Below are 21,911 nucleotides of genomic sequence, written 5' to 3'. Positions count from 1 at the left end.
CTCCGCGTCACATCGCCCGAGGGCGGGCGGACGCCCCCCGTCAGAGCTTCGGAGCCAGCGGACCTCGGACGACCTTGTGCGGCGCGGCCTGCGCGACGGGCTTGATCGTCACCAGATCCAGGTTCACGTGCGCGGGCAGCTCCACGGAGGAGACGATCGCTGCGGCCACGTCCTCGGCCACCAGGGGCGCGGCGACTCCGTCGTACACCTTGTCGGCCCGCTCCTTGTCACCGCCGAACCGCACCAGGGAGAACTCCTCGGTGTGCACCATGCCCGGGGCGATCTCGACGACCCGGATCGGCTCGCCCGCGAGTTCGAGGCGCAGGACGGCGACCAGCGCGTGGGCCGCGAACTTGGCCGCGTTGTACCCGCCGCCGCCCTCATAGGCGACGTGGCCGGCGATGGAGGTGACCGTGACGATGTCGGCCGAGCCCTCGGAGCCGGCGTCGGCGACACCGCGGCGCAGCAGCGGCAGGAGCGCGCTGGTGACCAGCTTCACCGAGAGCACGTTGATCTCGAACATCCGGGTCCAGTCGGCCGGGTCGGACGCCTCCACGGTGTCGAGTCCGGAGCGCGCCGCCGGCGTTGTTGACGAGCGCGTGCACGGCGCCGGTCTCGGCGAGGTGGTCGCGCAGGGCGTCGACCTGGGCGGAGTCGGTCAGATCCGCGGTGAAGAAGGTCGCGCCCGTCTCGGCGGCGAGCGCCTCGAGCCTCTCCTGCCGACGAGCCACGGCCACGACGTCCCATCCGTGCTCCCGGAACAGGCGGACTGTCGCCGCACCGATCCCTGAACTCGCTCCTGTCACGACGACGCGTCGAACCACGCTCGTCCCCTTCCGTCAAGCCTCGGACACCACCGACTCCGTCGTCGCCCCCAACGCTAGTCTGACCCGGTGAACCCCGCCGACCCCGCACCCGCGACCGGCGGAGTCGGCGCTCCTCCAAGCGCCGCGTCCCGCTCTGGGACAACGCCCGCTTCGTCTGCGTGACCCTGGTGGTCATCGGGCACGGGATCCAGCGCCTCACCGCCAACTCCGACGTGTCGCTGATCGTCTACCTCACGGTCTACGCGTTCCACATGCCGGCGTTCGCCATCATCTCCGGCTACTTCTCGAAGGCCGGAGCGCCGAACGCGCGGGCGATGCGCCGGGTGATGACCGACATCCTGCTGCCCTACCTGATCATGGAGACGGTCTGGACGCTGGTGCAGCTGGCGGTCGAGGGCAAGACCGAGTTCAATCCGACCAAGCCCAGCTGGACGCTCTGGTTCCTGCTCGCGCTGGGCATCTTCCGTCTGGTTCTCCCCTACCTCGCGCTCCTGCGCTGGCCGCTGCTGATCAGCGTCGTCCTCGCGGTCGGGGTCAGCTACTACGACAACATCGACTCGACCTTCTCGCTGGCGCGCGCGATCGGGATCCTGCCCTTCTTCGTCTTCGGCTGGCGGCTGCGCGGATGGCGGGCAGGCTCTCAGCTCCTCGTCGACCGCTGGCTCGCTCTGCCGACGGTCAGAGTCCTCGCGGTGCGCGCCGTCGCCCTCGTCCTCTTCGCCGTCACGGCGCTCGTGATGACGGTGAACATCGACGCGTTCCGGGCGGCCGACCTTCGCTACTGGTTCTTCTACGACCGCCCCTACGACGCCCTCGGCGAGACGGAGTGGTGGGCCGGCCTGGTCCGCCTGGCGCTGATGCTCACCGCGGTCGTCCTCTCCCTCGCCCTCTTCACACTCATCCCGCGCGGGCGCACGGTGCTGACGCACTGGGGCCAGTCGACGATGTACGTCTACCTGCTGCACAGCTTCGTCCTCTACCCGCTGCGGGAGTCGGGGGTGCTGTCGGCCGCGGACAGCACGTTCGCTCTGGTGCTGATGATCGTGCTCTGCATCGCTGTCTCGGTGGTGCTCTCGCTCGGCTGGACGCGGACCGTCTTCCACAAGCTCGTCGAGCCGCGCGCCGCCTGGCTCTTCGCCCCGGTGCAGGACGAGCGGCCCGAGCGGCCGCGGCGCGCCGATCCGACGGGCTCCAAGCGCGATCCGCGCGCCGCGCCCGATCGCAGCACGCCCGACCGCACCGCACCCCGCTGAGGCTGTCTTCGTCGCGGGATGACCTCGTGTGTCGGCGGACCTCGCACCCGCCCGGCCGCCCGCCTAGGCTCGTCGCGGCGGAGAACGGACTCCGCCCTCCGCCGTCACGACCCGATTGGACGCACCATGACCGACCCCGCCCAGTGGCAGTTCGAGACCAAGCAGATCCACTCCGGGAGCGGCGCCGGATCCGGTCACCAAGGCGCGCGCCACGCCGATCTACCAGACGACCTCCTACGTCTTCGACAACGCGGAGCACGCGAAGAACCTCTTCGCCCTCGCCGAGTTCGGCAACATCTACACCCGCATCCAGAACCCGACACAGGCCGTCGTGGAGGAGCGCCTCGCCGCGCTCGAGGGCGGCTCCGGCGCCCTGCTCCTCGCCTCCGGCCAGGCGGCCGAGACCGCGGCGGTCCTCAACATCGCGCACGCCGGCGACCACATCGTCTCGTCGTCCTCGATCTACGGCGGCACCTACAACCTGTTCAAGTACACACTGGCCAAGCTCGGCATCGAGACGACGTTCGTCGAGAACCAGGACGACCAGGAGGAGTGGCGCCGCGCGGTGCGCCCGAACACCAAGCTTTCTTCGCCGAGACCATCGGCAACCCCAAGATCAACATCCTCGACATCCGCTCCGTCGCCGACGTCGCCCACGCCTCGGGCGTGCCGCTGATCGTCGACAACACGATCGCGACGCCGTACCTGATCCGCCCGTTCGAGCACGGCGCCGACATCATCGTGCACTCGGCCACCAAGTTCCTCGGGGGGCTACGGCACGGTCATCGGCGGCGCCATCGTCGACGGCGGCACCTTCCCGTGGACCGAGAACGCGGAGAAGTTCCCCGGCCTCACGACGCCGGACGAGTCGTACCACGGCGCGGTCTACACGGCCGCGGTCGGCGACTCCCTCGCCTACATCATCAAGGCCCGCGTGCAGCTGCTGCGCGACCTCGGTGCGTCCATCGCCCCGGCGAGCGCCTGGCAGCTGATCCAGGGCATCGAGACCCTGTCGCTGCGCATCGAGCGCCACGTCCAGAACGCGCAGGAGATCGCGGAGTACCTCGAGAACCACTCCGATATCGCGTCGGTGAACTACTCCGGTCTGCCCACCTCGCCCTGGTACGCGGCCGCGAACCACTACGCGCCGAAGGGCGTCGGAGCGGTGCTGTCGTTCGAGCTCAAGGGCGGAGTCGATGCCGGTCGCGCGTTCGTCGATTCGCTCACCCTGTTCTCGCACCTCGCGAACATCGGCGACGTCCGCTCGCTCGTCATCCACCCCGCCTCGACGACGCACTCGCAGCTCACCCCCGAGCAGCAGCTGACCGCGGGCGTGACACCCGGACTCGTCCGCCTCTCGGTGGGCCTGGAGAGCATCGACGACCTGCGCGCCGACCTCGCCCAGGCCCTGCGGGCGGCCCGCGCCGTGGTCGAGGCGTCGCGCGCGAACGCCTGACCCGGCCTCGCGACACGTCACCGGTCGCGAAGGAACGGACGAGACCCCCTGCCGCGGCGGGGGTCGAGTCCGTTCCGGCAGGACGCCGGGGGGCGTCGCGAGCGCGCGCGGGGCGGCCCTTCGAAGGAGGGGCGTAACACACGACGGCGCGGGGCGGCGCTCTGACACGATGGAGACCGCTATGGACTGGCAGCAGACACTCGAGGACACCGTCCCTTCGGCGTTCGTCACCGAGCGCCAGCTCCGCTCGGTGATCGGCAAGCCGCCCGCCACCGGGGCCTGGCGCGACGGCGATCATCCCGGCAACCGCCGCTTCGTCGACGTCGGCCCCTTCGACTTCGAATCGGGCGGGCACCTGCCGCACCTGCGGATGGCCTACGAGACCTGGGGCGAGCTCTCCCCCTCGGGCGACAACGCGATCCTCGTGCTCCACGCGCTGACCGGGGACTCGCACCTCGTCGGCCGCGGCGAGACCGGCCACGCGACGGACGGCTGGTGGTCGGGACTCGTCGGACCCGGCGAGGTCATCGACACCGATCGCTGGTTCGTGGTCGCCCCGAACATGCTCGGCGGCTGCCAGGGGACGACCGGGCCGGCCTCGCTCGCTCCCGACGGGCACGAGTGGGGCGCGCGGTTCCCGTACACGAGCATCCGCGACCAGGTCCGGGCGCAGGTCCTCTTCTCGGACCTGCTCGGGATCACGCGCTGGCACACGGTCATCGGCGGCTCGATGGGCGGGATGCAGGCGCTCGAGTGGGGCATCGACCATCCGGAGCGCGTGGCCCGGCTCGCCGTGCTCGCCGCTCCCCGCGTGCGACCGCCGATCAGATCGCGCTCAACTTCGTGCAGCTCGAGGCGATCCGCAGCGACGCGAACTTCGCCGGCGGCGCCTACTACGACGCCGGCGACGGTCAGGGCCCGTACCACGGGCTCGCCCTGGCCCGCCGGATGGCGCTGCTGAACTACCGCAGCCCCTCGGAGCTCAACGACCGCTTCGAGCGCAGCTGGCAGTCGGGCCTCAGCCCGCTCGGCGGCGGAGGGCGATTCGCGGTCGAGTCCTACCTCGACTTCCACGGCAACAAGTTCACCCGCCGCTTCGACGCCAACAGCTACATCACGCTCGTCGAGGCGATGAACTCGCACGACGTCGGCCGCGGCCGCGGTGGCGAGGCGGAGGCGCTCTCCCGCATCACCAGCCCGACCCTCGTCCTCGGCATCGACAGCGATCGGCTCTTCCCCGTCGAGGGTCAGCGGATCATCGCCGCCCATGCGCCGGGCAACATCGATGGAGACGAGGTGGCGGTGATCAGCTCCCCCTTCGGCCACGACGCCTTCCTGATCGAGGACGACGTGGTCGGCGGGCACCTCTCGCGCCTGCTCGCCGTGTGAGCCGCTCCCGACCCGGGCGCCGTCAGTGGCTATCGTGAGTCGGGGCCCTTCCCCCGACGATCCGAGGGAGTCGCGCCGTGCCCATGATCCGCAGCGTGCGGGAGCGCGACCGCCTCCTGCAGCAGTCCGCGCGAGCAGTGGGTCTGCTGACGGACAGTGCGGCGCTCGTGCTGGTCCTCGTGCCGGGCACCCTCGACCCGCTGGCCCAGCCCTTCGCCGTCGCGCTGCTGCTCGGACTCGCCGTGGTGCACGTCCAGCTCGGCCGGAGCGGCAACCGGCTCTGGCTGGTCGCCAGCGGGGTCGGCGGGCTCCTGCTGGGCGCGGGGATCGCCGTCGACGTGGCGGACTCCCCCGGTTTCGCGGCGTTCGTGCTCGCGAGCACCGTCAATGCGATCACGAGCACCGTCGCCGTGGTCGTCAGCACGTCGCCCCGCCGGGCACTGACGCTGCTCCCGATCCTGCTCGCGAGCCTCGTGCCGTCGATGCTCGCCGCCAGCACCGCGATGACCCTGAACGTCGCGATCCTCAGCCTGCTGCCGTGGGGCTGCCTCTGCGCTTTCGCCCTCTGGATCAGCACCGCGGTGCCGCGGGTGGTGCGGCGGATCGACAGCATCGGCAACGCGCACCGCGTCGAACGGCAGGCCAGCGAGACGGAGGCGCAGCGTCGCCAGGGTGCCCGGCTCCTGCACGACACGGTGCTCGCCACGCTGACCCTGCTCGCCCACTCCGGGGTCGGCGTCTCCGTCGACGCCCTCCGCCAGCAGGCGGCCGAGGACGCGCAGCTCCTGCGGCAGCTGCGGCTCGGCGGCACGCCCACCCCGAGCGCCTCCGGCTCGTACCAGCTGACGAGCGTCACGAGCGCGCCCGCCGCGCACACCCTCGAGGGTGTCAAGAACCGCTTCGGACGCATGGGCCTGGACGTCATCTGGCACGGCTCCGGCCAGATCGTGCTCAGCGGCGCCGCGCTCGACTCGTTCCTCATGGCCCTCGCCGAGTGCCTCGGAGCGTGCGGCGGCACTCCGGGGTCAACTCGGCCGATGTCACGATCACCGAGGACGACGGCACGGTGCGGGCGATGGTGACCGATGCAGGGGTCGGCTTCGACATCGGAACGGTCCCCGCCGCCAAGCTCGGCTTCAAGGAGTCGGTGGTGGCCCGGCTCGCGGATGTGGGCGGACGCACGCGCCTCTTCAGCGCGCCCGGCGCCGGCACGACCGTCGTCCTGGAAGTGCCGAAGTGACCGAGCCCGTCGCCCCGCTGCTCAACGGAGCTCCCCGCCGCCGGGGGCGCCCCTCGCGCGCGGCGTCCTCGGCCAAGCAGCAGCACGAGGGCTCGGCACGAGCTATCTCGGCAGCGGCCTCACCGGCATCGCCCTCGCGATCATGGGGTACGAGCTCCTCGTCTTCCTCGGCAGCCTCGACGAGTACTCGATGCCGGGTCTCGGAGCAGCGGCGTGGCTGCTGCTCGGAGCGACCTTCGGAGCGACAGTGCTCGCCATCCGCCTCGCCGGTCAGAGCCTGCCCTCCTGGGCCTACGCGGCGTTCCTCGCCGGGGCGTCGGCCGCCGTCGTGCTCGATCTGGCCGCCGTGCTGGGAGCGGGCTCGCAAGCGGCCCCCACCGCCGCCGTGGCCGCAGCGGTCGCGCACACCGCCCTCATCGTGCACCGGCGCGGAGTCGAGATCATCGCCGTCGCGCTGGTCATCACGGCCGCCGAGCTCGCGGTCTTCGCCGCAATGGGGTGGGGCGACGCCGACGCGGTCTCGGTCCGCGTGAGCGCCCTCGTGCTCACCCTGACGCCCGCCGTGGTCGTCGTCGTGATGATGCGCGGCTTCCGGCGCATGGTGCAGCTCGAGATCGACCGGGCCCTGGTGCAGAGCACGACCGCCGGACCGCGCTACGCGGTCGGCATGCTCGCCTCGGAGGAACTCGCCCGCCTCGACCTGGCCGCGGAGCGCCTGCTCGCCGAGGTCGGCGACGCGAGCACGCCGCTGCCCCTCGACGCCGACCGGGCCGCGCACGCGGCGATCCCTCGCGACGCAGCTGCGTCTGCACCTCATCGAGGGCCGCCGCGAGACCTGGCTGCACCACGCGATCCTCGAATCCGAGTTCCTCGCTCCGCTCGTCCATCTCGACGATCCCGACGGCACGGCCGGGCTGCTCGGCCAGGCCCAGCGCGACGGCCTGCTCTCGGCCATCTGGCTCATCCTCGACGGCGCCGTCGGCACTCCCGCAGCCCTCCACGTCGAGGCCGGATCGCCCCGTGAGCCCGCCCCGGACGCGCCCGCGCGCACTCTCCTCGTCCCGATCGCACTCCGATGCGAGGGTGTGCCACTGCGCGGAGTGGATCCCGCGACGTGGGAGGCTATCGCTCAGGTCGGCGCCTCGCGCACTCCGTCCCGCGACAGTGAGCTGCGGATCGAGATCGACTGCCTGGTCGAGAACCCGGTCGACCGATGACCGGCGGCCGCGAGACGCCGATGAGCCAGAGCCCCCAGACCCCGGGACCCCCGAACCGCAGACGCCCCGAACAGCCGAAGGACTCCGATGACCCACTCCGCCGAGCCGAAGATCACCCTCGCCGTCGTCGACGACCACAAGATGCTCCTGGGCGCCCTCACCGAGTGGATCAGAGGAGCCGCCTCCGACATCCAGCTGGTCGCCGCCGTCGCCTCCTGGCCGGAGCTGCTCACGCACCCGGAGTTCCCCGTCGACGTGGTCCTGCTCGATCTCGACCTCAAGGACAACATCCCGATCTCGGTGAAGCTCTCGACGTTGAAGACCACCGGGGTGAAGACGGTGCTCATGAGCACCTACTCCGAGCCCGCCGTCGTCCGCGAGGCCCTGGCGTCAGGAGCCCTCGGCTACCTCGTCAAGACCGAGGACGCCGACATGATCGTCGAGGCGATCCGCGCGGCGAAGGACGGCCACTCCTACATCTCGCACGAGCTCGACATGGCACTGTCCACCGGTGACTCCGACGGCGCGCCCAAGCTCAGCGCGCAGGAGCGCCGCGTCATGGCCCTCTACGGAGGAGGCGAGCCCGTGAAGTCCGTCGCCTTCGAGCTCGGCATCTCGGAGGAGACGGCGAAGTCGTACCTCAAGCGCATCCGCGAGAAGTACCGCGTCGTCGGCATCGACGTGGGCACCAAGGTCGCTCTGCGCAAGCGCGCCATCCACGACGGGATCCTGATCGAGACGGATTGAGCTTGTCTGCCCGGCGGTCCCCGCCCGCCGGGCCGCAGTCGGCTTCTCCACGGGATGAGTACCGCAGAGCGGCTTGCGGCGCCCTGCGTGAATCCGCTGGCACGCGGATTCACGTCGCGGGGCTCGGACGGTGTCGTCCTGCACGGCGGTCCCCGCCCGCCGTGCCGCAGTCGGCTTCTGCACGGGGTGAGTACCGCAGAGCGTCCTGCGGCGCCCTGCGTGAATCCGCTGGCACGCGGATTCACGTCGCGGGGCTGCACCCTTCGCACGGCGGTCCCCGCCCGCCGTGTCGCAGTCGGCTTTCCGACGAGGGCGCGGACCGCAGAGCGGCCTGCGGCGCCCTGCGTGAATCCGCTGGCACGCGGATTCGCGTCGCAGGGCTCGCGCCGGGGTCGAGCCGCGATGCGGGAGCATTCTGCTGGTCGAGTAGCCGGCCGGAGGGCGGCGTATCGAGACCCACGTCCTCCCGCGGCTCCGGCGGAAGAACGCCGCTGCGCGCGCTGGGCACAGCTCGCGAGCCTGCGGGGCACGCAGCCGGGGCGCAGGGCGGCACATCGCGGTGCACCGCCCCTCCTCTCGCCAGTGTCGCGAGCTGCGAGACGCCGCCCGGCGTCCGCTACAGGGCGTTGATGGGGACGCTGCCGGTGCCGGGGGCGGCGGGCTCGCGCGGGGCGGGGTAGGCCGTGCCGCGGGCGCGGTCGATCGCGAGGCTGCCGAGGGCGAGGAGGATGCCCGCGGCAGTGAGGACCACGCCCACCCAGATGGGTGAGAGGTAGCCGAGTCCGGCCGCGATCGCGACGCCGCCGAGTGCGGCGCCGACGGAGTTGCCGATGTTGAGCGCGGAGTGGTTGAGCGCGGCGGCGATCGTCTGACTGTCGCGCGCGACATCCATCAGACGGGTCTGGATCGCGGGCGAGGCACCGGCCGAGGAACCCGGCCGCGAGGAACGCGAACACCAAAAGACCCACCGGCGTCGTGGCCGTGAGCGCGAGACCGACGAGCGAGACGCCCACCCCCGCGAACAGCACGATCAGAGCGAGCCGCACGTTCTTGTCCGCCGCCCAGCCGCCCGCGAGGTTGCCGACGGTCATGCCCAGTCCGATGACGACCAGGACCCACGGAACGGCGCCCAGCGGCAGACCGGTGACCTCGGTCGAGAGCGGGGTGATGTAGCTGTACATGGCGAAGAGACCGCCGAAGCCGATCGCGCCGATGGCGAGCGTCATCCAGACCTGCAGGCGTCCGAAGGCCTTGAGCTCGTTGCGCATCGTCGCTGCAGGGTTCCCCGGCTGGTGCGGCACCAGGAGGGAGACCGCGACGACGGTGGCGGCGAAGATGGCCGCCACCACCAGGTAGGCGGAGCGCCAGCCCGCGTTCTGTCCCACCCAGGTGATCGCCCGGGAACCCCCACCACGTTGGCGATCGTGAGACCGGACAGCACGAAGGCGACGCCCTTGCCGCGGCTGCCCGGCCCCATCAGATCGGCGGCGACGAAGGAGGCGATGCCGAAGTAGGCGCCGTGCGGGAGCGCCGCGACGAACCGGGCGACCAGCACGAGCTCGAAGGTCGGCAGCAGCGCCGAGGCGATGGTGCCCAGCGTGAAGGCGACGAGCAGACCGAGCAGCAGGCGCTTGCGCGGCCACCGGGCGGCGGCCGCAGCGATCGTGGGCGCTCCGACGACCACCCCGAGCGCGTACGCCGAGATCAGCATCCCGGCCTGCGAGTTCGCGAGCTCCGTGTCGGTCGCCCAGACGCCGGGGAGCAGATCGGCGGCGAGCTGGGGCAGCAGTCCCATCGCCACGAACTCCGTGGAGCCGATGCCGAAACCGCCCATCGCGAGGGCGAGGAGGGCGAGACGGGTCCGGGCGGGCGAGAGAGTCACCGGACCAGGGTACGGGCATTCCGAGCGGTGTCGAAACGATTCGAGCGGGAGAGCGCTCCCGCTCGGCTCACCTCCCAGCGCCTGCCCCAGCCGCTCGATCTTGGCGTCGATCTCGCCGGAGTAGCCGGGCCGGATGTCGGCCTTCAGCACGAGCGAGACGCGCGAGCCGAACGTGCCGACCGCCTCCGTCGCCCGCTTGACGACGTCGAACACCTCGTCCCACTCCCCCTCGATCTCGGTGAACATCGAGGTGGTGCGGTTCGGCAGACCGGAGTCGCGCACGATGCGCACCGCTGCGGCGACCGCGTCGTGGACGGAGGCGTCAGGGCCTTCGCCGCCCGAGGGAGCGACCGAGAACGCGACGAGCATGATGACCTCCTGCAGCGCGGCCGCCGGTCGGCCGCTGGGTCCGAGCCTACGAGCCCGGAGGGGATCAGCGCGCGAGGGCGGAGGCTCCGGAGGGGGACGTCCTCGAAGCGGGTGACGACTCCGCGCGATCCCGAGCGCCAGAGCTCGCGCACGACCCAGCCGAGCAGCATCAGCAGCAGCACGTTCCGGACCGACAGCACGAGCACCATCCACCAGTGCGACCAGAGCAGGAAGAGGTACAGGTACGGGTAGACGAGCTGCGTGAACGCCGCGACCCACAGGGTCAGCTTCGCGGGGATGCGGAAGGCGTCGCGGTCGACGACCAGCCCGGCGATCACCGGTGGGGCGAGCCAGACGACGTACTGCGGCGAGAGCACCTTGTTGACGTCGATGAACACCACGACGAAGGCCAGCGCCAGCAGCAGGAGCAGGCGGGCGGCCGAGGCGCCGGAGCGCAGGGCGCGAAGACCCAGACCCGCGACGACCAGCATGGCCGCCGCGAGCAGCGGGGTCATCAGATCGGCCGCGACGTCCGTCCCCGGTCCGTGCATCTCGAAGGTGTTGATGTCGGCCGCGTACCAGACGTAGCTGCCGGAGCCCGGGAGCACCGAGAGCCACATCCACGGCGTGCTCACCACCGCTTCGATCTGCAGCCCCCGGGTGGTCTGGTCCGAGACGAAGCTGAAGACCTGCTCGCCCCCGCCGACCAGCACGACTCCGAGCACGATGACGGCGGAGGCGAGGACCGGCACGACGATGCGCCGCACTCGGCCCCGCAGCACCAGCACGGCGGCGGCGAGCACCGCGGCGGGCCAGACCTTGACCCAGGTGGCGATCGTCAGCAGGAGCGCGGAGGCTCCCGGCCGCGTGCCGACCCACAGCATTCCGGCGATCACCGGCGGAGCGGTGAACGCGTCGATCCGCCCGACCGCGATGGGGCCGAGCAGGACGAGGAACAGCAGCCACCAGCGTGCAGCGGCCAGTCGCGCCGACCGGCGGCCGTGCAGGAGGAGACCGAATGCCGCCGCGTCGGCGAGAGCGACGAGGACGAGCCAGACGACGTCGTACCCCGGCGGCACCGAAGAGCCACGAGGCCGCGATCGGCGCCCAAGCGAGGATCGGGTAGACCCAGCCCGTGTCGATCCCGGCGACGCCGCCTCCCTCGACCGCCGTCTGCATCCACTGCTTGTAGACGATGCTGACGTCGCCCATCGGCAGTCCGGGCGCGAACAGCGCCAGCACCGCCAGCAGCAGGTGCACCAGGGCGAAGCCGCCCCAGAGCACGGCGGCCGAGGTCGCGGTTCTCGCGCAGCCAGACCGTGGGGCGGGTCCTCGCCGGGGTTCCTGGGGTCGTCACGGCGTCATCATAGAGCGGCTGTCGAACGGCATCCTGGCAGGCGCGGAGCGCCGGAGCACCGGTCAGTAGCCGGCGAACGCATCGGTGCGGACCCGCTTCGCCCCGGCCCCGCGGAGGGCGCCGCGCACCGAGTCGACGAAGGTCGGCGAGCCCGAGACGTAGCCGACGCGGCGGGGCGCGTCCGGGACCAGATCGGCGAGCGAGGCGGCCGTCAGTCGGACCGACGAGTGGGCCCAGCCGTCGGGGAGCGCACGCGGCGCGTCGGGCGACAGGAGCACGACCCGCGCTCCCGACGCCTGCAGCAGCTCACGGTACGCGGCGTCCTCGAGCGTCGCCGCCGCGTAGACCACCACGACATCGCGCGCGGGGCCGTCCGCGAGGGCCCGCAGCTGGCTGGCGAACGGAGTGATGCCGATGCCGCCCGCGACGAGCAGCAGCGGCACGGAGGGATCCGACGGCAGGACGAAGTCGCCGCCGACGCCCGTTGCCCGCACGACGGCGCCCGGCTCGAGGTCGGCGAGGGCGCGCTTGAAGCTGCTCGCCTTCTCGGGCACGCGCATCGCGATCGCGATCTCTCCCGTCCCGGGAGTGGAAGCGATCGAGAAGTGCGACGGCTCCCCCTCGCATCCGGAGCGGTGCGGCAGATCGAGCTCGATCCACTGCCCGGGCTCGAAGCGCAGCGGCGAGGCCGACCGGAAGCGGTACTCGGTGATGCCCGGCGCGATCGACTCCGCGGAGCGCAGCTCCAGCGGCAGGCGTCGACGCTGGCGGAACGCGAAGGCGAACGCGAGGGCGTTGCCGACCACGAGGCCCAGCTCGGGGCTCGAGTAGAGGATCCCCCAGTGGAACGGCACGCTGGTCAGCAGCGCCGCCACCACCGCCACGACGAGCTGCTGCGAGCGGCGGGGCGCCAGCGTCAGCGGCTCCGTGAGCATGAAGGCGCCCGCGAAGACGAACGGGTAGGCCGTGAGGACCGACAGTGCGGCCGCCCCGACCTCCTGGCCGGCGAGGACCGACTGGGCGACGGACACGGATCCGGCGACCAGCACGAAGACGAGGAAGATCGACCAGCGGCGCACGCGCGCCACGATCAGCAGCGCGGCGACGAGCACCCAGGGCCACAGAGCGCCCGTCGGCAGCACCCAGGCGGCCGCGGTCAGCGACCCCTCCGCCGGGGTGCCCTCGAGCAGCCCCTGGGCGAGGGCGACGAGCAGGACCGCCACCGCGGCCGGGTTGAACACGTGGCGCCCCCGCCAGGCGAGGACGTACTTCGACGCCGCCGCGATCGCGCCCACCAGCGCGACGACGAGCAGGGCGTCCGGTTCCGCGGTGGGGAAGAGCAGGAAGGCGATCAGGAGCCCGGTGACGAGCGAGGACTCGAGGTGCGCGGGCGAGCGCACCGCCTTCGCGAGCAGCCAGGTCACCGCGGTCGTGGACGCGACGGCGACCACCGCGGTGGCGGCGATCTCGAGCGGTCGGAAGAAGATCAGCCCCGCCGCGGAGTAGCCGAGCGCGACCGCGAGGAGCGCGGCGAGCGTCATCCAGACCAGGCGGTACATGGTGATGCGCCCGAGGGCGCGATCGAGGGTGCCGATCATCGGAAGACCTCTCCGGGGAAGCGGGGCGAGTGGTGGAGGGTGCCGTCGCTGAACACGCGGACGAACTCGAAGTCGAAGCGTTCGGCGAGAGTCTCGGGAGGGCTGACGAACAGCGCCGTGGCGAGTCCGTCGGCGAGCAGAGCCGTGTCGGCGATCACCCAGGTCGCGACCACGGTGTCGACGGGTCGGCCGGTGCGCCCGTCGAGGACGTGGTGGAGACCGTCGCCCCAGGCGCGGCGGTTGCTGGCGGAGGCGCAGAGCGCACGCTCGCCGGGGACCGCCACTCCGATCGCCCGCGCCGGGTCGTAGGGGTGCTCGAGAGCGACGCGGAAGGGACCGGCGCTGCGGGCTCGGAGGTCCCCTCCGGCGTCGACCACCGAGTGCTCGACACCCGCGGCGTCGAGCTCGGCCAGGACGAGATCGACGAGCTGGCCCTTCCCCGCTGCGCCGACGTCGAGGACCACCGCCCGTGACGTCGACACGACGCGACCCCCTGCCGCGCGGGCGTCGGACCAGGAGGGCGGAGCGGAGACGGGTTCGCGCGCGACGAGCGTGTAGTCGGCGTCGTACCCCAGCTGCTCGAGGGCGTCGCCCACGAAAGGCGTCACGGCGCCGTCGGTGAGCCCGTGAAGGGCGTCGTAGAGGGCGAAGAGCGCGTCCGCCTCCTCCGGGAAGACGTGCTCGCCCGGCTCGGTGCGCAGGCGTGACACCGCCGAGTCGTCGCGGAATCGCGACCAGGGTGCGGTCGTACTCCCCGATGCGCGCCTCGACGCGGGAGCGCACGCCCGCGCCGAGGGCGTCACCGGAGTCGATGCGCCAGACGGTCCCGATCGCGTCGAACCGCCAGACGTGCTCGAGCACGTGCCGCGTCGTCGAGCCGCGGCATCGGCCTTGATGGTCTCGACAGCATCGTTGAAGCCGCCGGAGGTGAGGGAGGACCCCGAGACGACGCTCACGTCGAGCTCGTCGAGGGAGACCCCGACGACCTCGCCGGAGATACCGCTCGCGAAGCGCTCCTGGTACTGCTCGCCGGTGGGGTTCTCGGACTGCGGGGTCACCGTGACGGCGGTGACGACGCCGCCCTCGAGCGTGAGCTCGACGCCGACGGTCTCGTTGCCCCCGGGCGAGGTGTACGCACCCTCGGCGTCGTAGGTGCCGTCGGCGTACGCGCTGTCGCCGGCGGCGGCGTCACCGCGGCGGCGTCGGTCGAGGTGGTCGCAGGCTCCGACGCGGCGGAGCTCGGGGCCGTCGTCTCCTCGGCGGAGTCGGTGCCGGCGGTGGCCGTGCTGGAGCAGGCGGCGAGGGCGGCGAGGGTTCCGCGCCGGCCAGGAGGGTCAGGGCGTAGCGGACGGGAGTCGTGGTCTTCGCGGTCATGTCTGTTCTCCTGAGTGGGGGGCGGACGCGGCTGTCGCTCCCGACCGTAGGGACGGGAGTTGTGGGGTTCCGATGAGGCACCCGTGCGGCTCCAGTGACAGACCCGCGCCGAGCGCTTCTCCCGGGACAACGACCCGGCGGCGGCATCGGTTCAGTGTCGCCGACCCATAGCTTGGCTGTCCTTCTCCCCGGTCAGTCCAGGAGGCTCGCGACGACCCGCGGGAGGTGCTCGGCGATGTCGAGGGCGGCGATCGGCCCCCGCTCGACGCGGACTCGCCCGCACGGGCGTGCAGCACGGAGGCGGCCGCCGCGACGGACACGAGCTCCCGGTCGCCGAGGGCCGTCCCTCTCGCCTCGGCGTCGGCGGCGCTCCCCGCGAGCAGGGCGCCGAGCACTCCCCCGAGCACGTCGCCGCTGCCGGCTGTCGCGAGCCACCGGAGTCGATCCGCTCACGTCGAGCGCGACGTCGCCCGCCACCACGTGGGTCGTGCTGCCCTTGAGCAGCACGCAGACCTCGAACCGCTCGAGGCGCGGCGCGCCCATCCGGCCGCGTCCGCCGCGATCGACGTGGCGTCGACGTCGACTCCGGCCCGCTGGAGCATGCCGGCGAGCTCGCGGAAGTGGGGCGTCACGATCACCGGTCCGTCGACCTCGCCGATCAGGTCGAGCGCCCCCGCGTCGAGCACGACGGGCACTCCCGAGTGCAGCTGCTCGAGCAGCACTCCCCGCTCGGAGTCGGAGCGGTCGTCGGCGCTGGTCCCGGACCCCACGAGCCAGGCCTGCACGCGCCCCGCACCGGTCACCACTTCGGGCCGCCGAGCGAGCACGAGCCCCGTGGGCCGCTCGGGGCCCAGGTACCGCACCATGCCGACCCCCGTCCGCGCGGCCGCCTCCACCCCGAGCACCGCCGCCCCCGGATACCTCTCCGACCCGGTCGCGACCCCCAGCACCCCCTGCTGTACTTGTCGTCCTCGGCCCGCGGCCGCCTGACCACGCGCCCCGCATCCTCCGCCGTGAACCTCGTCATCTCCCCACCCTAGGATCGCCCCACTGCACCCCTCCTGCCCGCGCACGACGTCCCTCGCCCCGCTGCCTCGCGCACTCAGCGCGCGCCTCCCCGCACCGGCCCGCGCGCCCCGCGCACGGCCACCCCGCACCGCTCGTGCGCCCCGCGCACGGCCCCTCCCCTCCGGCTCGTGCGCGCGGCGCACGGCCCTCCCCTCCGGCTCGTGCGCGCAGCGCACGGCCCCTCCCCCAACCGGAGTTGCGCGCGGGGCGGGTGGTGCAGTCGCAAGGCGGAGGAGGAAGCGATACCGGCGGTATCGCGCCCGACGACAACGCCGCGAATGCGCCGCCCACGCCCCGCGCTCACCGGCGGTGGCGTCGTCCACTTCGCCGACGAGCTCCTCGATGATGTCCTCCAGGAACAGCACCCCCGTGGCCGTCCCCTGCTCGTCGAAGGAGCGGGCGAGGTGCGCTCCGGTGCGGCGCATGATCGCGAGGGCGTCCTCGAGGTCGGTGGCCTCGAAGATCGAGGCGAGCTGCCGGATCCGCTTGGCCGGGATGGGCAGGCGGAACTTCGCTCCCTCGGTGTCGCCGTCGAGGTCGAGGACGTCCTTGAGGTGGATGTAGCCCTCGGGTGCTCCGTCGGTGCCGAGGACGACGTAGCGCGAGAAGCCGTGCTTGGCGACGGCGCGCTCGACGTCGGCCGGTGTCGCGCCGGCGGGGAGGCTGACGATGCCGTCGAGCGGGAGTGCGACGTCGTGCACCTTCTTCTCGGTGAACTCGAACGCGGCGAGGAGGGTGCTGGAGTCGCGCAGCGTGCCCTCCCGGGTCGACTGGTCGACGATCGTCTGCACCTCCTCGAGGGTGAAGGTGCTGTTCGCCTCGTCCTTCGGGTCGACCCGGAACAGGCGGAGCACGCCGTTGGAGATCGCGTTGAGCGCGACGATCAGGCGGATCACCCGGGCGATGGCGACGAGCGGGGGCGCGAGCAGCAGCACCGCCTTGTCGGGCATCGAGAACGAGATGTTCTTGGGCACCATCTCGCCCAGCACGACGTGCAGGAACGACACGATCAGCAGGGTGATGACGAAGGCGACGGTCCCGGTCAGCTCCTCCGGCAGTCCGACGGCGTGTAGCGGGATCTCGAGCAGGTGGTGGATCGCCGGCTCGCTGACGTTCAGGATCAGCAACGAGCAGACGGTGATGCCCAGCTGCGTGGTCGCCAGCATGAGCGTCGCGTGCTCCATGGCGGCGAGGGCGGTGATCGCGCTGTGGCGGCCGCTCTCGGCGAGGGGCTCGATCTGGGAGCGGCGCGCCGAGATGACGGCGAACTCCGCTCCGACGAAGAAGGCGTTCGCGGCGAGCAGCACCACGAGCCACGCTATTCCGGCCCAGTCACTCATCGCCGGCCTCCTTGCGTGCTCGGTGGGACCGTCCCGCGTCGGCCAGCGGGTCCGGCAGGGTGTCGGGCTCGGCGTCGGGGTCGGGGGTGAAGCGGATGCGGTCGATCCGGCGCCCGTCGAGGCGCTCGACGCGGAGCGAGCCGCCATCGACGGCCACCTCGTCGCCGGCCTCGGGCAGTCGTCCGAGCTCGCTCATGATGTAGCCCGCGACGGTCTCGTAGGGGCCGTCCTCGGGGATGGCGACGCCGACGCGGTCGCGGACCTCGTCGGGGCGGAGCATGCCGGGGAACGTGGTGGAGCCCGGCAGCTTCACGACGTCGGGACGGGAGCGGTCGTGCTCGTCCGCCACCTCGCCGACGAGCTCCTCGACCAGGTCCTCGAGCGTCGCGACGCCCGCGGTTCCGCCGTACTCGTCGACGACGACCGCGAGCTGGAAGCCGCGTCCGCGCAGCTCCGTCAGCAGGACGTCGAGCTTCATCGTCTCCGGCACGCGCAGCGGCTCGGAGCGCAACGCCGTGACGGGCACCTCGGACCTCCTTGCCGCGCGGGACGGCCACGGCCTGCTTCACGTGCACGACTCCGACGATGTCGTCGATGTCGTCGTCCGTGATCGGGAAGCGCGAGGCCCCGTGGTGCGGGCGAGGTCGAGGACGTCCTGCGCCGTGCTCGAGCGCTCGACGGTGGAGAGTCGGAGCCGGGGGTCATCACGTCGCCGGCGCTGAGGGCCGAGAAGCGGAGGGTGCGCCCGAGCAGGTCGGCCGTGTCCTCCTCGAGCAGCCCGGCGCTCGCGGAGTGCCGGACGAGGCTCGAGAGTTCTCGGCGCTGCGCCCCGAGAGCTCCTCCTTCGGCTCGATGCCCATGAGGCGCAGGAGCGCGTTGGCGCTGCCGTTCAGCAGGGCGACAGCGGGACGGAAGACCGTGGTGAACGCCGCCTGCAGCGGGACGACCAGCTTGGCGGTCGCGCGGGGCAGAGCGAGGGCGAAGTTCTTCGGGACGAGCTCGCCGAGGATCATCGAGAGCAGCGTGGCGATGACGATCGCCACCACGGTCGTGATCGGCGAGACCGCCGCCTCGGGCAGCCCGAGGCTGAGGAAGGGCTGCTCGAGCAGCGTCGACAGGGCCGGCTCCATCGTGTAGCCGGTGAGGAGCGTGGTGAGCGTGATGCCCAGCTGCGCGCTCGAGAGGTGGGTCGACGTGACCTTCAGCGCCGCGATCGTCATGCCGAGCCGCGTCTCGCCGCGGTCGCGGCGGGCCTCCAGGTCGGCCCGGTCGAGGTTCGACCAGGGCGAACTCGCTCGCGACGAAGACGCCGGTGCCGAGGGTCAGGAGGAGACCGACACCGAGCAGGAGCCACTCAGCACCCATGGAGGGCACCTCGCTCGACGTGCGGAGGATCCGACCGGCGCTGTTCAGCGCGGCGGGGAGATCGGGGTGCGGGGGCCGGACGGTGCGGTCCGACGGCGGATGAGCAGAGGAGGGTCGTCCATTGTGCTGCCGAGTCTACCGGCGGCACCGCCGCCGACGGGGCGCACTCCCGAGGATCAGAGCCACTTCTTCGCCTTGAACACCGCGTAGAGCCCGACGCCGAACACGACCATCAGCCCGAGCGCCCAGGGGTAGCCGAACTCCCAGTGCAGCTCGGGCATCTCGTCGAAGTTCATCCCGTACACGCCCGCGATCAGGGTCGGGGCGAAGAGGATCGCCGCCCAGGACGAGATCTTGCGCACGACGTCCGTTCTGCGCGAGCCCGGTCTCGGTCTGGCGACGCGAGACGAGCGTCGAGTGCACGGTGAGCGCCTTGTCGAGGATCGCGCGCAGGGCGTCGACCGCCTCCGTCACCCGGATCGTGTGGTCGAGGACGTCGCGGAGCGAGCGGTGCAGCTCCACGTGGTCCGGCGACGCCCCCTCGGCCGGCGCCCCTCGGCGAGCGCCCGGAGCAGCGCGGTCAGCGGCTGGACGGAGCGCTGGAAGTGGATGACCTCGCGCGAGAGCCGGTAGATGCGCTCCGAGAGCCCGTCGTCCGAGTCGGCCCCGAAGAGCTGGTCCTCGATCTCGTCCACGTCGCCCTGCACTCCCGCGACGACCGGGGCGTACTCGTCCACCACCTGATCGAGGATCGCGTACAGCACCGCCTCCGGCCCCCGGGCCAGCAGCGCCGGGTCCTCCTCCAGCCGACGGCGCACCCGCGCCAGATCCGGGAGTCGGCGTGCCGGATGGTCACCACGAAGTCCGGCCCGACGAAGACGTGCAGCTCGCCGAAGACGACCGTCTCGTCGGCGTCGAGGCCTGCGCGGGGCGCAGCACCACGAAGAGCCCGTCGTCGTAGCGCTCGAGCTTCGCGCGCTGATGCCCGCTCAGCGCGTCCTCGACGGCGAGCGGATGCAGCCCGAACTCGTGGGCGACGGCCTCGACCTCCTCGCGGGACGGCCGGAACAGGCCGATCCAGGCCATGCCGTTCTCCTCGCGCATCAGCTCGAACGTGTCCTCGAGGAGTCCGGGTTGCGGATGCGGTGGCCGCCGACGTACACGGCGTTGTCGACGATGGTCATGCGCTCGGTTCTAGCAGACCCGCGCCGGGCTCCCGCTGACGGGCGGGACTCCGGCTCTCAGGTCACCAGCTGACCGGCAGCGCCTTGCCCTCCTCGTAGCCCGATGCTGACTGCAGCCCGACGACGGCGCGCTCGTGGAACTCGGGACGCTGCGCGCTCCGGCGTAGGTGAACGACGAGCGGACGCCGGACGTGATCATGTCGAGGAGGTCCTCGATCGACGGGCGCAGCGGGTCGAGGTAGATCGTCGACGACGAGATCCCCTCGGCGAAGAGGCGCTTGCGGGCGAGCTCGTACGCGTCCAGGCGCCCGAAGCGCTCCTGCACGGCCTTGGCCGAGGCCATCCGCCTGCCTTGTAGACGCGGCCCGCGGCATCCGTCCGCAGCTCGCCCGGCGCCTCGATCGTCCCCGCGAACCAGGAGCCGACCATGACGAAGGCGGCGCCCGCCGCGAGGCGAGGGCGACGTCGCGCGGGTAGCGCACTCCCCGTCGGCCCAGACGTGCGCACCGAGCTCGCGGGCCCGCTCCGCCGTCCCGAGCACGGCCGAGAACTGGGGCCGGCCGACCGCGGTCATCATGCGGGTCGTGCACATCGCTCCGGGCCCCACTCCGACCTTCAGGATGTCGGCGCCCGCCTCGACGAGGTCGTGCACCGCCTCGGCGGTGACGATGTTGCCCGCGGCGATCGGCACCCCGAGGTCCAGCGCCGAGACCGTGCGCAGCGCCCGCAGCATCGCTTCCTGGTGCCCGTGCGCGGTGTCGAGCACGAGGACGTCGACGCCCGCCGCGACGAGCGCGCGCGCCTTCGCAGCCACGTCGCCGTTGATGCCCACGGCCGCCGCGACGCGCAGACGCCCGTCGGCGTCCAGGGCGGGGTCGTAGATCGTCGAGCGCAGCGCGCCGGTGCGCGAGAGGGTCCCGACGAGGGCGCCGTGGTGCAGCACCGGGGCGAAGTCGAGATCGGCCGCGACCATCAGGTCGAACGCCGCCCGGCCGGTGGTCACGTCGTCCGCGTCGAGGGAGGGGCTGCGTGGTGCACGAGATCGCCGAGCCCGGCGTCGGACAGGGCCGTCGCGAGGCGCGAAGCGGGGACGCAGCCCCTGACCGCCTCCGGTCCTCCTCCTGCACGACGAAGCCGTGCCCCTCGACCGCGGGCAGGATCAGCGAGCGCCTGCTCGACCGTGGTGGCCGGATCGGCCGGGTCAGGGCGCCCGGAGAAGGCCACCGGCTGGTCCTTCACCCAGCGGATCGCGGCGTCGAGCGACTGGAGGGGCATGTCCTGCGTGGAGGACGCCGAGACCTCCGCGACGGGCCAGGCCCGCCGCCAGCCGCGGCCCGGTCACGGAGTTCGGCGTTCGAGGAGACGAAGCGGGATCGTCGCACCCGTGCCGTCGCCCGGTGCGAGCGAGACGTCGAGCCGGCGCTCGTGACCGAGGAGCGGCCCGGCACGAGGAAGACGTCGGAGTAAGGTGAGATCGCCTGTGGGGGTTCCGCCGGAGAAACGCATGCCTCGAACGGTGCTCCGACCCGCCCGCGGGAGCTGCCGACCGAGATCCGGGATGGGCTTGGACGACCGGGACGGGACCAGGCGACGAGGCCGGTCCTCACGGGCGAGGACGACGTTCTCGCAGGTGAGGTGCAGGCATCGAGGATGCGCGAGGCCCGTCCGGATGATCGAGGATCGAATCGGAGGAGAGTGGGCGATCGGCTGTGTCGAGCCAGTTGACCGGGTGTGGAACAGACCCGGGGCGCGGAGGACTTCGGGGCCAACGAGTGGCTCGTGGAGGAGCTGCACGAGACCAGTACAGCGCCGACAGGGCTCTCCGTGGAGGCGAGTCCTGGCGGCCGATCCCGGAGCGCTACGGTCAGCAGCTGGCGGCGAAGTCGCCCGCCGCGGCAGCGCCTGCGGCCCCGGCCGCCCGGCCCCCGCCGAGGAAGCCCGCCGCGGCCGGCCTCGTCGGCGAGCGCAGGCGGTGCGGTGACCCATCCCGCGTCACCTCGCAGCAGCCGGGCGCCGCCCCCGTGTCGCGCACCACGTCCCGGGAGCCCAAGAAGGCCCCGATCCCCGCCGATGCACCTCCGTGGGCACGCCCGCCGCGGCCGAGGCGGAGGCGCAGGAGGAGGACGTCGTCACTCCCCTGCGCGGCATGGCGAAGAGCCTCGCGACCAACATGGACGCGAGTCCTCGCCGATTCCCACCGCCGCGAGCGTGCGCACGATCCCGGCGAAGCCGATCGATCGACACG

The 21,911-nt window shown here is 72.2% G+C and carries 12 protein-coding genes and 8 pseudogenes; 7 read left to right on the top strand and 13 right to left on the bottom strand.

The annotated features are described in order from the left end of the window. Positions 1-40: 40 nt before the first annotated feature. A pseudogene (locus tag AC0CII_RS02155) lies at positions 41-824 on the bottom strand (SDR family NAD(P)-dependent oxidoreductase). A gap of 161 nt (positions 825-985) precedes the next feature. Between AC0CII_RS02155 and AC0CII_RS02150 the strand changes: the two are divergent. The 7 genes and pseudogenes from AC0CII_RS02150 to AC0CII_RS02120 all read left to right on the top strand — a co-directional run bounded on the left by AC0CII_RS02150 (position 986) and on the right by AC0CII_RS02120 (position 8,129). After that, positions 986-2,080, top strand: a complete 1,095-nt coding sequence (locus AC0CII_RS02150) for an acyltransferase family protein (RefSeq protein ID WP_465225485.1) — start codon at positions 986-988, stop codon at positions 2,078-2,080. A 126-nt stretch (positions 2,081-2,206) separates the two neighbouring features. Next, a pseudogene (locus tag AC0CII_RS02145) lies at positions 2,207-3,536 on the top strand (bifunctional o-acetylhomoserine/o-acetylserine sulfhydrylase). A gap of 181 nt (positions 3,537-3,717) precedes the next feature. Then, positions 3,718-4,925 (top strand): annotated as a pseudogene (metX, locus tag AC0CII_RS02140) (homoserine O-acetyltransferase MetX). A gap of 83 nt (positions 4,926-5,008) precedes the next feature. Continuing rightward, on the top strand, positions 5,009-6,007 hold the full coding sequence (locus tag AC0CII_RS02135) for a sensor histidine kinase (protein ID WP_465228548.1): 999 nt from the start codon (positions 5,009-5,011) through the stop codon (positions 6,005-6,007). Next, on the top strand, positions 5,992-6,165 hold the full coding sequence (locus AC0CII_RS02130) for a hypothetical protein (RefSeq protein ID WP_465228547.1): 174 nt from the start codon (positions 5,992-5,994) through the stop codon (positions 6,163-6,165). Before AC0CII_RS02135 ends, AC0CII_RS02130 begins: the two co-directional genes overlap by 16 nt. Beyond that, positions 6,092-7,189: a hypothetical protein gene (locus tag AC0CII_RS02125; protein ID WP_465228546.1), complete on the top strand. Its 1,098-nt coding sequence runs from the start codon at positions 6,092-6,094 to the stop codon at positions 7,187-7,189. Before AC0CII_RS02130 ends, AC0CII_RS02125 begins: the two co-directional genes overlap by 74 nt. A gap of 280 nt (positions 7,190-7,469) precedes the next feature. After that, complete coding sequence (locus AC0CII_RS02120) at positions 7,470-8,129, top strand: response regulator (RefSeq protein WP_207404896.1); 660 nt, start codon at positions 7,470-7,472, stop codon at positions 8,127-8,129. A 616-nt stretch (positions 8,130-8,745) separates the two neighbouring features. Here the strand turns inward: AC0CII_RS02120 and AC0CII_RS02115 are convergent. The 12 genes and pseudogenes from AC0CII_RS02115 to AC0CII_RS02060 all read right to left on the bottom strand — a co-directional run bounded on the left by AC0CII_RS02115 (position 8,746) and on the right by AC0CII_RS02060 (position 20,941). After that, a pseudogene (locus AC0CII_RS02115) lies at positions 8,746-9,963 on the bottom strand (MFS transporter). Positions 9,964-10,086: 123 nt separating this feature from the next. Further along, positions 10,087-10,380 (bottom strand): annotated as a pseudogene (locus tag AC0CII_RS02110) (thiamine-binding protein); the annotation flags it as partial. A gap of 1,419 nt (positions 10,381-11,799) precedes the next feature. Beyond that, entirely contained in the window at positions 11,800-13,335 is a 1,536-nt protein-coding gene (locus AC0CII_RS02105) for an FAD-dependent oxidoreductase (protein ID WP_465228545.1), read from the bottom strand. Beyond that, a complete protein-coding gene (locus AC0CII_RS02100) occupies positions 13,332-14,393 on the bottom strand; it encodes an FAD:protein FMN transferase (protein ID WP_465228544.1) in 1,062 nt (353 codons plus the stop codon). Before AC0CII_RS02100 ends, AC0CII_RS02105 begins: the two co-directional genes overlap by 4 nt. Positions 14,394-14,523: 130 nt before the next feature. After that, positions 14,524-14,709 carry a hypothetical protein gene (locus tag AC0CII_RS02095; protein WP_465228543.1) on the bottom strand — a complete coding sequence of 62 codons (186 nt, stop codon included), beginning with the start codon at positions 14,707-14,709 and terminating at the stop codon, positions 14,524-14,526. A gap of 192 nt (positions 14,710-14,901) precedes the next feature. Further along, positions 14,902-15,216, bottom strand: coding sequence for a hypothetical protein (locus tag AC0CII_RS02090; RefSeq protein WP_465228542.1), 315 nt, complete (start codon positions 15,214-15,216; stop codon positions 14,902-14,904). Further along, positions 15,159-16,100: an ADP-dependent NAD(P)H-hydrate dehydratase gene (locus tag AC0CII_RS02085; RefSeq protein WP_465228608.1), complete on the bottom strand. Its 942-nt coding sequence runs from the start codon at positions 16,098-16,100 to the stop codon at positions 15,159-15,161. The genes AC0CII_RS02090 and AC0CII_RS02085 overlap by 58 nt, the downstream gene beginning before the upstream one ends. Next, positions 16,086-17,117, bottom strand: a pseudogene (locus tag AC0CII_RS02080) (hemolysin family protein); the annotation flags it as partial. The gene AC0CII_RS02085 and the pseudogene AC0CII_RS02080, both read right to left, overlap by 15 nt. Beyond that, positions 17,110-18,482 (bottom strand): annotated as a pseudogene (locus AC0CII_RS02075) (hemolysin family protein). The pseudogenes AC0CII_RS02075 and AC0CII_RS02080, both read right to left, overlap by 8 nt. 176 nt (positions 18,483-18,658) lie before the next feature. After that, a pseudogene (corA, locus tag AC0CII_RS02070) lies at positions 18,659-19,666 on the bottom strand (magnesium/cobalt transporter CorA). A 10-nt stretch (positions 19,667-19,676) separates the two neighbouring features. After that, a complete protein-coding gene (locus AC0CII_RS02065) occupies positions 19,677-20,669 on the bottom strand; it encodes an IMP dehydrogenase (RefSeq protein ID WP_465228541.1) in 993 nt (330 codons plus the stop codon). Continuing rightward, complete coding sequence (locus AC0CII_RS02060) at positions 20,666-20,941, bottom strand: hypothetical protein (RefSeq protein ID WP_465228540.1); 276 nt, start codon at positions 20,939-20,941, stop codon at positions 20,666-20,668. The genes AC0CII_RS02065 and AC0CII_RS02060 overlap by 4 nt, the downstream gene beginning before the upstream one ends. Positions 20,942-21,911 lie beyond the last annotated feature (970 nt).

Source organism: Rathayibacter sp. AC182 (assembly GCF_979253875.1).
Note: the sequence above shows the minus strand (reverse complement) of the source record. Positions and strands in the feature narration are given on the sequence as shown.